At 52.3% G+C, this 11,492-nt stretch carries 9 protein-coding genes; all 9 read left to right on the plus strand.

The window, feature by feature from the left end; all coding sequences use genetic code 11:
- The first annotated feature begins 28 nt into the window (after positions 1-28).
- The 9 genes from AC0LWT_RS29550 to AC0LWT_RS29590 all read left to right on the plus strand — a co-directional run bounded on the left by AC0LWT_RS29550 (position 29) and on the right by AC0LWT_RS29590 (position 11,348).
- On the plus strand, positions 29-376 hold the full coding sequence (locus tag AC0LWT_RS29550; RefSeq protein ID WP_474684980.1) for a transposase: 348 nt from the start codon (positions 29-31) through the stop codon (positions 374-376).
- Positions 319-1,026 (plus strand): IS4 family transposase, encoded by a 708-nt coding sequence (locus AC0LWT_RS29555; protein WP_474684869.1) that lies wholly within the window; start codon positions 319-321, stop codon positions 1,024-1,026. The genes AC0LWT_RS29550 and AC0LWT_RS29555 overlap by 58 nt, the downstream gene beginning before the upstream one ends.
- Positions 1,027-1,451: 425 nt before the next feature.
- Complete coding sequence (locus AC0LWT_RS29560) at positions 1,452-1,754, plus strand: hypothetical protein (RefSeq protein ID WP_474684870.1); 303 nt, start codon at positions 1,452-1,454, stop codon at positions 1,752-1,754.
- Between the two features lie 232 nt (positions 1,755-1,986).
- Entirely contained in the window at positions 1,987-2,652 is a 666-nt protein-coding gene (locus tag AC0LWT_RS29565) for an ABC transporter ATP-binding protein (RefSeq protein ID WP_474684981.1), read from the plus strand.
- Entirely contained in the window at positions 2,615-3,715 is a 1,101-nt protein-coding gene (locus AC0LWT_RS29570; protein ID WP_474684871.1) for an efflux RND transporter periplasmic adaptor subunit, read from the plus strand. The genes AC0LWT_RS29565 and AC0LWT_RS29570 overlap by 38 nt, the downstream gene beginning before the upstream one ends.
- 4 nt (positions 3,716-3,719) lie before the next feature.
- Positions 3,720-6,644 carry an ABC transporter permease gene (locus AC0LWT_RS29575; RefSeq protein ID WP_474684872.1) on the plus strand — a complete coding sequence of 975 codons (2,925 nt, stop codon included), beginning with the start codon at positions 3,720-3,722 and terminating at the stop codon, positions 6,642-6,644.
- Positions 6,645-6,647: 3 nt separating this feature from the next.
- Entirely contained in the window at positions 6,648-7,634 is a 987-nt protein-coding gene (locus tag AC0LWT_RS29580; protein WP_474684873.1) for an ABC transporter ATP-binding protein, read from the plus strand.
- On the plus strand, positions 7,621-9,096 hold the full coding sequence (locus tag AC0LWT_RS29585; protein ID WP_474684874.1) for an ABC transporter substrate-binding protein: 1,476 nt from the start codon (positions 7,621-7,623) through the stop codon (positions 9,094-9,096). The genes AC0LWT_RS29580 and AC0LWT_RS29585 overlap by 14 nt, the downstream gene beginning before the upstream one ends.
- Positions 9,097-9,179: 83 nt before the next feature.
- Positions 9,180-11,348 (plus strand): hypothetical protein, encoded by a 2,169-nt coding sequence (locus AC0LWT_RS29590; protein WP_474684875.1) that lies wholly within the window; start codon positions 9,180-9,182, stop codon positions 11,346-11,348.
- Positions 11,349-11,492: the final 144 nt, after the last annotated feature.

The raw sequence follows: 11,492 nt of genomic DNA on the forward strand, positions 1-11,492 counted from the left end.
CCCCCTATCCATCATCGATTCCTCTTCGATCACACTCTCGAGTCATTTTGGCAAGTGGGCGTTTGTCGACCAAGAAAAGAATCAGGTAAAGCTGCACCTGAGCCTAAGCACACAATGGCCGGATCTGGCGATTCCGAGTAAAGTCGTGTTGTCGACGGGAGCCGTGGCGGATAAAGAAGTTGCGATCGAACTGGTTACCGAGCAAGGAACAACGTACGTGATGGATCGCGGATACATCAACTACGCTCACTACAAGAAGTGGCTCGAAGCAGGNCGGATCTGGCGATTCCGAGTAAAGTCGTGTTGTCGACGGGAGCCGTGGCGGATAAAGAAGTTGCGATCGAACTGGTTACCGAGCAAGGAACAACGTACGTGATGGATCGCGGATACATCAACTACGCTCACTACAAGAAGTGGCTCGAAGCAGGTATCCTCTTTGTCGCTCGCGTTCAGAAGAACAGTAAAACTCAGATCTTGGAGAAACGTGCACTCCCGACAGAGGAAGCTCATTTACTGCTGGATGCGGATGTCCTCATGACTGTTCCGAACAAGCCTGATCAGACCATGAGGCTGCGTTTGGTGGAGTTCAAGGACGACAAAAACCATACGTACCGCTTGATCACAAGCCGCTGGGACCTAACGGCACAGGAGATCGCGGATATCTATCGCGCCCGCTGGGACGTGGAGTTATTCTTCAAATGGATGAAGCAGTACTTGCGACTCGCTAAACTGTACAGCAACAAGCCTTCTGCTGTATGGAACCAAATTTATATAGCACTCATCGCCCACGCCTTGTGTGTCTTGGTGAAGCTCCAAACGGGAACAAAGCATGGACTCTGCAGAGTGCTGAAGCTGATGCGTCAGTACATGGCCAAGAGTTGGGAGAAACTGCTTGACGCCTTGTTCCGGAAACCGACGAAGCCTTCAAAAGGCCGTCAGAAGAAGCCGAAGCGAGGACGCTCAAGAAACTCCCCAAAGAAGCACGTGGCGCAAAAGTTCGTGCTGACTAACGAATTCAACCAATAAATGATAGATTCCCTGAAAATGGTAACACCCCCTTGCTCAAGAGGCCATCGACTTTTTAGCTCATTTGCCGGAAGTAACGAATGGAAAAATAAGTATCTAATAACTCGAAAAGAAATTTGTCCATTTTAATCCATTTGATGTTAGCTTCTTTGCAAAGCTAGTGGGTTTTTCGCCAAAAAGGCCATTTTTATGGAAAAAGCCTGCACTTCTGCAGGTTTTCCCCTAGCCTGGGGCTGCAAGCCGCCTCATATCCCATATAAGCCATATATTGTGGAGGTTTTTTTATATTGTAGAGGTTTTTTATCACGTATCTCTCAATAGTAAAGAGGTGCATGAGATACCATATTATGGTATAATCCGTTTGTTGAGCGTATGCGCGCAAAAAGGGGGGAACAACCATAGAGAAAAAACTGCTCAAAACAGCTTTGTACAGCTTTTTATTGGGCTTGTCGCTGGCCATCGCTTATTTTTCGAATACGGAGTCGGTTACGTACATGAGCGGCTACACGGTAGCGACTCTATCATTTGGCGAATACGCGCTGAAAGTGTTGAGATTCGCTACAAGAGTCATGCTGGCGTCATTAATCGTCGTCGGGGTCAAAGAGCTGAGCCGCGGCGCCGCTTCAAACGGCCTTTCGTTTTTGAAAGGAGTAGTCGTTTCCTTTTTGTTCACTTTTATTTCTATTATTATTTTAATTTTTTTTCTGGGAACTATTTTTCGAGATTAGCAGATAAGAGAGCTGCGCTCCCGCAAAATACGGCCTTTCCAAAGCACTCTGTATTCTTTCAGTAAATTTTCAGTTTCAGTGAAACTTTTTAAAACGATGCGCCGTCTATTTTATCATACAGTCTGTAAATGAAAGGGAGGTTTGAGCATTGGCAAGCTGGTTTCGCAGCAAATCCGCACATAGTCCGCTTCCAGAACAATCGCCTTCCAATCCCGAACGATCGGGGGAACCGCTGCTTACCGTTCATCGCGTGGAGCGTTCTTTTCAAGTCGGGAACCAGAAGCTGCATGTGCTCAAAGGCATTGAAATGCAGCTTCTGCCCACACAGCTGGTGATGCTGAAGGGACGGTCCGGGTCGGGCAAAACGACGCTGCTGAATTTGATCGGCGGGCTGGATCAGCCGAATGAGGGCGAAATCCTTTTTCAGGGACAGCCTTTTCACAGCCTGCGCGACGATGAGCGAACGATGATCCGCCGCAAGGAAATCGGCTTCATTTTTCAGTCGTTTGCCCTGATGCCATTATTGTCCGCTTGGGAAAATGTGGAGCTGGCGCTGCGCATGGCGGGCGTGCCCCGTTCGCAATGGAAGCAGCGCGTGACGCACTGTCTGGAACTGGTCGGACTCGGCAAACGGATGCATCACCGCCCGTTCGAGCTGTCCGGCGGCGAACAGCAGCGCGTCGCTATTGCCAAAGCGATTGCGCACCGGCCCTCGCTCATTTTGGCGGATGAGCCGACCGCAGAACTGGATTCCCAAATGGGCGCGCAGATCATGTCCGTATTCCGCAGCATTATCGCGACGGAGCAGGTAACGATTTGTATGACGACTCATGACCCTACGATCTTGGAGGTTGCCGATCATGTTTACGAAATGGTTGACGGGAAATTCGTCTCGTAACCGGAAGATGAAGCCCATAGCTGCAATGCTTTTATGTTCAACATTGATTCTGACTTCCGGCTGTTCGCTCCTGCCCAAGGAGCAGGAAGAGGAGGCGCTGCCGACGATCAACCCTCCCAAGCTTTCCAAAAAGCCCGAGTACGAAGTGAAGACGACTACGCTCGAAACGAAAGTCCGGGGAAGCGGCCGTATGATGGCATTGAAGGAGGAGAAATTATTTTTCTCGGAAGATATGAACGCCAAACGGATCAGCGCCGTCCTCGTGAAAAGCGGGGATTCCGTTGAAGCGGGGCAGCCGATCGCCGAACTGGACGTGTCGGAGCTGGACAGCAGCTTGAAGCGCAAACGGCTCGAAACGAGGCGCGATGAGCTAACGATGATCGAAACGCTGCGCAAGGCCGATGAAATGACGCCGGAGGCGATCGAGCAGGCGAAGATCGATTTTGAACTGAAACGCGAGGATCTCAGCAAGCTGGAGACGCAGGTCAGCAAGGCGAAGCTGCTCGCTCCGTTCAGCGGCACGATCGTCAGCGTAACTTCGAAGAAAGGCGACACGGTCAAATCGGACGAATCCGTCGCGACCATCGCCGACTTAAGCCAATTGACGGTAGCAGCCAGTATTAGCGCGGATGACGCGAAGAAAGTTGCCATCGGTATGGAGGCTTTGGTGGATATCAATTCCGCAGGCCAGCACAAAGGCAAGGTGAAGCAGCTTCCGAATCCGCAAGCAAACAACAATAATAACAACGGCGGCGGCTTTTCCGGCGGCGAAGGCAATCAGAAGGATACGATCGACAACTATCTGGTCGTAGAGCTGGATGAATTTCCGCAAGGGCTGAACCGCGGAACGCCTCTGAGCGTGACCATTGTTACGCAAAGAAAAGAAAATGTGGTCACGATTCCGCCGGCTGCGCTTCGTTCCTATTCCGGACGCAACTATGTGCAGGTCGTTGACAGCCAGGGCAACAAGAAGGAAGTGGACGTAGAGATCGGCCAGCAAACTTCGACGGATGTGGAGATTGTAAAAGGCCTTACGCCGGGACAGAAAGTAGTAGGTCGATGATGTGATGCCGATGCTGCGATTTTTGTTCCGTAAAATGTGGAATACCCGCTGGCTGACGCTCAGCACCTGGCTCGGCCTCGTGATGGCGGTCGCTTTCACGACGAGCATTCCGATGTATGCGGACGGCTCGCTGAAACGCGTCGTCGCCAAGTCGCTGCAGGAGAAAAGCAGCGGTCTTCCCGCAGGCTCGCTATTAATGCGTTATCAGGCGGTCGGCTCCGACCGTGCAGGGATCGATGAGCTGAAAGACGTCAATGCATACATACAGGATCAAATTCCGAAAGATATCGGCTTCCCGGTCGACGCTTTTGCAAGAAGCTATTCGATTAAAGGCTCGGCCTTGACCCCCGCCGATCCGTCGAAGGTAGACCCGAGCAAGCGCCGGCAAATGTCGATCGCTACGCTGGGCGGACTGAACGACCATGTCGAATGGGCGGTCGGACAGATGGCTGCGGACAAGGCGGAAGGCGGGGTTGTGGAAGCCGTCGTGCTCGATGAAGCGATGTACCGCAACGATCTGCACGTCGGAGATATATTCAATTACTCCGTATCCGGGGCCGGCGGAAGTACGCTGCTCAAGGTGAAGATCGTCGGTTCCTTCAAGCCGAAAAACGAGAACGACCCCTATTGGTTTCAAGGGCTGGAAGGGATGGTCAATTCCTTAATCGTCAGCGAGGACTATTTCGCAAAAACGCTGCTTGCGGAAAAGAAAATTCCGCTGCAGCTGGCCAACTGGTACTATGCGTTCGATTTGAGCAACATTCAAACGAGCCAACTGGCCCCGCTCGGCAACCGGCTCGAACGGCTCGATATCAATTTGTACCAAAAGCTGAAAAATACGAAGGTGGACGTGTCTTTTCAGCCGATTTTGGCCGAATTTAAAGCGCAGAGCGTGCAGATGCAAATTTTACTGTTTACGCTGGCGGCCCCGATGATCGCGATGGTTTTCTATTATATCGTTATGAACGCCAGACAATCGCTCGACCGGCAGCGCAGCGTCATTGCGGTGCTTCGCAGCCGGGGAGGATCGACAAGGCAAATTATCGGCATCTACTTGCTGGAAGGGTTGGCGCTTGGTGTGATCGCCCTGATCGTCGGACCGCTGATCGGCTGGTTTATGGCCAAAAGCATCGGATCGTCCAGCGGCTTCCTGACGTTCGTCGACCGCAAATCGATTCCGGTCGGATTCACCACTGAAGCGATGCTGTACGGCGGCCTTGCCGTCGTCATCGCGATTATGGCCAGCGTCATTCCGGCGATCATGTTTGCCCGCGCTTCCATCGTGAATTACAAACAGCAGCTTGCAAGGTCCGACCGGGCGCCGTTATGGCAGCGGTGGTTCCTCGATATTGTGCTTCTGGGTGTTGTCGGCTACGGATTTTATTTGTTCGATCAGCGGCAGCTGCTTACAGCGCAGACGGGGCTGACGACGGATCAGCTGCAGGTGCATCCGCTGCTGTTTTTCGTGCCGGCGCTCTCGATCTTTTCGCTCGGCTTGTTCTTCCTGCGGATTTTCCCGTGGCTGCTGCGTCTGTTCGGCTGGCTTGGCAGAAGGTTTCTGCCCGTGCCGCTTTATTTGACGCTCGCGCAGTTGTCCCGATCCGCCAAAGCTTACTATCCGCTCATGCTGCTTCTCGTTCTCACGCTCGGCCTCGGCGTCTACAACTCCTCGGCCGCCAGAACGATCGATCTGAACTCGACGGAGCGGACGCAGTACCAATACGGCACGGACGTCGTGCTGCAAACCGTGTGGGAAGGCTTCTCCGACGATGTCCCGAAGGACCCGAACGCCGATAAAAACGGCGGCAAAGGCTCGGGCGGCGGTTCCGGTTCAGGCCAGGGCCAAGGCAATAAGGGCGGGCAAGGAGGCCAGGGCGGCGGTTCAGGCGGAGGGCAGCCGGGCAATCCCGGCGAGCAGACGCCTTCCAAAATTCGCTACGTCGAACCGCCCTTTCAAATTTTCCGCGATCTGGAAGGGGTAGAGTCGGCCGCACGGGTGCTGCAAACGAAAGCAAATGTCGTCGTATCCGGCAAATCCACCGGGCAGGGAATGGTCATGGGCATCGACAATACCGATTTTGCCAAGGTCGCCTGGTTCCGCTCCGATTTGTTCCCGGCGCATCCGAACACATATTTGAACCTGCTGGGCACCTATGAGCAAGCGGTCATTATCCCTTCCAACTACGCGAGCAAATACGCGCTGAAGGAAGGCGATCTGATTACGATCTCGATTCAGCAGCAGCCGGTCGAATTCGTCGTTGTCGGCATCGTGCCTTACTGGCCGAGCCAATATCCGGATCAGACGCCGTTCTTTATTGTGAATCTCGACTATTTATATGATCAGGCGCCGATCGTTCCTTATGAAGTGTGGTTGAAGATGAAGCCGGATGCGAAAGTGACGCCGATTGTGAACGCGCTGCAGGCTAAAAAAATCGAGATCGCCTCCGTCAAAGACGTCCGCAACGAGCTGATCACGCAAAAAAAACATCCCGCCCGCGGCGGTGTGTTCGGCATTCTGAGTCTGGGCTTTCTCGTTTCCGTGACGGTTTCGCTGATCGGTTACATTTTATACTGGTTTTTCAACCTCTCAAGCAGGGTCGTGCAGTTCGGCGTTTTGCGGGCTATGGGCCTATCGCGCAAGCAGCTGACAGGCATGCTGCTGCTGGAGCAGGGCTTTACGGCCGGGCTGTCGATTGCCCTGGGCATCGGAATCGGCAAGCTGACGAGCTACTTCTTCCTGCCGTTTTTGCAAACAACGGAAAATATCAAAACGCAGGTGCCTCCGTTTCGGGTCGTTTTCGATTCCAAGGACACCTACCAGCTTTACTTTGTCGTAGCCTTTATGATGCTTACCGGCGGAGCGCTGCTTTTCATGAACATTCGCAGATTGCGCGTCCATCAAGCCGTGAAGCTCGGAGAGGAGAAATAGCAGATGATCACATGCGAAGGCTTGGTCAAAATTTACAAAACCGACGATATCGAAGTGGTCGCTCTGCAGGGGCTTAATATCCAAATCGATACCGGCGAGTTGATGGCGATTATCGGCAACAGCGGAAGCGGGAAATCCACGCTGCTGAACATCTTGGGCGGGCTGGACCGCCCTTCCGCAGGCCAGGTGAAAGTCGGCGATTGGGATTTGCTGAAAATAACCGACAAACAGCTCGTCGAATACAAGCGCAACACGGTCGGCTTCATTTGGCAAAACAATGCCCGAAACCTGATTTCGTACCTGACGGCGCTGGAAAATGTCGAAATGCCGATGATGCTCAGCGGCAAGTACGATCGCGCTTATGCGAAACAGCTGCTGGAATGGGTCGGCCTCGGGCACCGGATGGACAACAAGCTGCAGCAGCTTTCAGGCGGCGAGCAGCAGCGCGTAGCGATCGCGATATCGCTGGCCAACAAGCCGAAGCTGCTGCTTGCGGATGAACCGACAGGCTCGGTCGATACGAAGACGGCGGATATGATTCTGTCGATTTTTCAAAAGATGAATGAAGAACTGGGAGTTACAATTGTCATCGTCACTCACGACATGTCCGTAGCCGGAAAAGTCGGAAGAGTCGTCGCGATCCGGGACGGGATGACCAGCACGGAGTTCATTGCCCGCAATCCGCTTATTGCCTCGTGGGAAGGTGCGGCTCCCGGCCATTCCGCGCTTAACCGGCAAGCGCACGAGGAGTATGTCGTGCTCGACCGGGTCGGTCGGCTTCAGGTGCCCAAACAGTACCTGGAGGCGCTGCAAATCGCCGGCAAGGCGACTATGGAGTTTGACGGTGAGAAAATTATGATCAAAGCTCCGAGAAGCTTGACGGAAGAGGCAGGCGCAGAGCAATCTGCTAAGCAAAGCAATTCCGAAGGCGCCGGGAACGACGCCGAACACAAACAATTGTTGGAGGTAAATTCAAATGAAAAGCATTAATCGCAAGATGCTGTCCCTTACGTTAACTCTTGCTATGGTTGCTCCGCTCGCGGTAGCGTGCAGCAAAGGCAATACAGGCGATACGAAAACAGAGCGGGTGCTGAAAATCGCAACCAGCTACGGATACGACGAAGAATATTTCCGCCAGCAGTTTACGGAAATTTTCGAGTTTGCGAACCCGAATATCAAAATCGAAATTATCCCGACGATGGACGAGAAATACCGCATGAGAGGCCCGGAGGCAGGCGAGAAAATGCCGGACCCGCTGGAAAAGCTGAAGGAGGTCATGCAGGGAGACAATCCGCCTGATCTGGTCATGCTCGGGTACGAGCAGCTTCCCGAAGTGATCGAAAGCAACCTGCTGACGCAGCTCGATCCGCTGATCACGAAGGACAAATTCGATACGACGGGCATTGTTCCCGCTGTTATCGAGGGCATTAAAAGCGCGGGCGGCGGCAAGCTGTACGCCTTGTCTCCGAATTTCAGCTCCTCCGCTCTCATTTATAACAAGAAAATTTTCGGGGACGCGGGCGTCGATTTTCCGAAGGACGACATGACTTGGGATGAAGTGTTCGATACGGCGAAGCGGGTACACAAAGTAGACGGAGATAAACGGATTGATGGCTTCTCATTCTATACCCAATCGCAGATGGACCTGTTTTACGGCCTCGATGTTTACACAGCTCCGCTGCAGCTGAAAATGTTTGACGACAAGGGCGAAAAAATGACCGTAGATACGGATCAGTGGGAAAAAGTATGGACGAAGATGGCGCAGCTGCAAAAGGACAACGTATTCCCGGAAATTTTTGATCCGCAAAAACCGATGAACCGCCAGTTCGACCAGGAAAATCCGTTCTCTTACGACGACTTCATGTCGGGACGGCTTGCCATGGGCATTATTAACTACGGTCAAGTTCAGCAGTTGGTCAATGCGAAGAAAAATGCGGCAAGTTACAAAAACTTCACTCCGGTCGATTGGGATGTGGTGACGGTTCCTTCGCACCCTGAGGCGAAAGGCGTAGGGGGTTCCATCTATATGAACGGCATTATGGGGATCAACGCCAAAGCGCAAAATCCGGAAGATGCCTGGAAATTCATCCAGTTTATTAACGGCGACGATTGGGCGAAGCTGAAATCGCACAGCTCGTATCAGCTTGTATCCCGGAGCAAATATTTGAAACCGAAGGACGGAGAAGACTTCCATATGGAAGCATTCTATAAAGTGACTCCGGCTCCTATGGAAAATACGTCGAAAATTTACCAGGAAAAACCGAACATTTACATGGTGCGGGATATCGGCCGCCAGCAATTCATGAACGTGCTGCAAGGCAAGACGACCGCGCGCGAGGCGCTCAAAGAATGGCAGACGCAAGGGGATGCGATGCTGCAAAAAATGAAAGACAACCCGAACGCTCCAATCACGCCGGGTGCGTCGGGGGCCCAAGCCGTACCTATCGGTTAACACTGGCGCAAAAAATCGATGCTTGAGCTAAAGCTAACGAAGAATGTTTTGCGGGCGCAAAACGCAGGGAGGATAACAGGACGATGAGCAGCAGATTACGCTACACCCGATTCGCAGCAATAGCACTTTCCGCAACACTTGTTCTTGGACCGGTGAATCCGGCGTGGGCCGACAGCGAGCCCGCGCCGGCCGTTTCAGCGATCGGAACGGTAGCGATTACCGGAAGCAGCTACTTCGAATTAAAACAAATTCATGTACTTCCGGATCAAAGCGGTAAATTGGCTACCTTTACGGTGACGATTCATAATGACGGCAGCAGCGAGCTGCAGTTTATCGATTATTGGGTTCGCTTGAAAAGCAAATCCGGCAACCAGTTCTCGGCCCGGCTGCTTCCCGCCGACAAGGACAAAAACCGCGTCGCTGCCGGATCTACGGTCGACCTTACGTTTTATGCGAATGTGAACGCCACTACCAAGCTGCAGGATTTGATCGTGCAGTTCATCAAATGGGATTTCAGCCAGCCGAATTTTGAAAGAGTGCTGGGCGAAGTTGCCGTTCCGGATCATTATACCGACGTGACTCCCGCTGACGGGTCTGCGGTCATTTCCGTGGGCGGCAACGATGTGAAGGGCTCGATCAAGAAATTCGTCAGCAATAAAAACGAGAAATATTACGTTCCGACGGTATATCTCAATTTGGAAAATGTAGGGAGTCACTCGGTTACTCTTCCCGCCTACTTATTTTCGATCCGTACCGCGGACGGGCTTCTTTACCCGCTTGAGGCCAAGGGCGTCAAAGATCTTAAAATCAACCCCAAGGAGATTAAAGAAGTGCAGCTGTCCGGGTCCATCCCGATCGCCGTATCCACGGACGGCTGGCAGCTTGCCATCGCGGAAACGAATGCCGATTTGAAGCTGAACGTTTCCGTAGCGGCATTCCAGCTTCCGGCTGTGTCGAAGCAGGACGGCGGCTCGGTCGGCAAAGAGTATTCGTTCACGAGCAAATCCGGCGTTTATGCGGCGCAATTGAACGGACTGTACCGGCTCCCCTGGGAAGACCAGGATATTTTGACGGCGGATTTGACGCTGAGCAATAAGGGCGACGAATCATTGCCGATCCCGAATTTATCCGGCTACTTCAAGCTGGACGATGCGGTCAAAGTAGAGGCCAAGCTTGTCCAGACAGCCAAAGTAATCGGGCTCGGCGCAGGCGCGAAGGTCAATCTCCAGATTGCCGGCAAAGTGCCTTATACGTACGAGTTTTCGAAAATCAAGCTGGTGCTGCAGGAGAAAGACAGCGGTACGACAACGACTTCATCGACCACTACGACGAACACGGACAGCGGCAGCAGCGGCGATTTGACGGATGTGCTGGAATTTTCGACGCAGGCGGAACTTCAGGCTATTCCGCACATTGGCTTGGGAGAATCTTATGCGGTTAGCGCCGCGGGCCGCAAAACCAACTATAAAATCCGCAGCATTCAAACTTACAGCGGCAATACGGGCTTTCTGTATACGGCTCAATTGGAGGCTTCGAACGCCGAGAAGCGATACACGAACGTTTCCAAGCTTGTCGCTCATTTTAAAGCGCAGGACGGCACCGTTTTCCCGGCGAAAGTTTCGGAGATCAAAAATAAAATAAGCCCGAACGGAAAAGCGCTGATCAATGTATCCGCACAAATTCCCAAAGGCTTCCAGATCGCCAACATGAACCTGGTCATCGGGGATTCGATCACGGAAGGCCAATTGACGGAAGGGGACAAAAAGCCTGACTCCTACGTCAATCCGGTATCATTCTGGCTTCCGGACGAGCTGAAGGATGCGAAAACGACGCTTAAGGGCATGAGCTTATATCCGTATACGATTACTTTGGACCATATCGGCACGCAAGTCAACGAGAGCACGTTTAAAATGACTTTCAATTACGAAATAACTAAGGATTTATTGATGGAGACGAATATGGAGGGACATAAGCTTGTCCTCGTATTCGAGGATGGCAGCGACAGAAAAGGCTTTGAAAAATCGTTCGAAGCGAAGGAAATCGACCCGGTTGACGGGGACACGCCCGATACGGCCAATACGAAATTAAAGCTCGGCAAGCACATGAACTTTGAAATCAGCATGACCGACAAGGATCTCATCTATAAATCTACTTTCTTGAAAAAGTACAAACTGAGTCTGTTTGACGAGATTGACGGGCAGCGGAGGCTTCTCGGCAGTCAGGATATCGACTGGTTTGTCGTATCGGAATAATACAAACATGCTGTTTGACAGATGAAAGCGAAGCTTACGAGCTTCGCTTTTTTGCCGAAACGGATTCGAAAGACGTAAGAAGCAGTCACATAAAGTCATAGAGACCGCGTTCGTCATATGACCGAATTTATGACCATACATATG

Source organism: Paenibacillus sp. sgz302164, assembly GCF_056120505.1.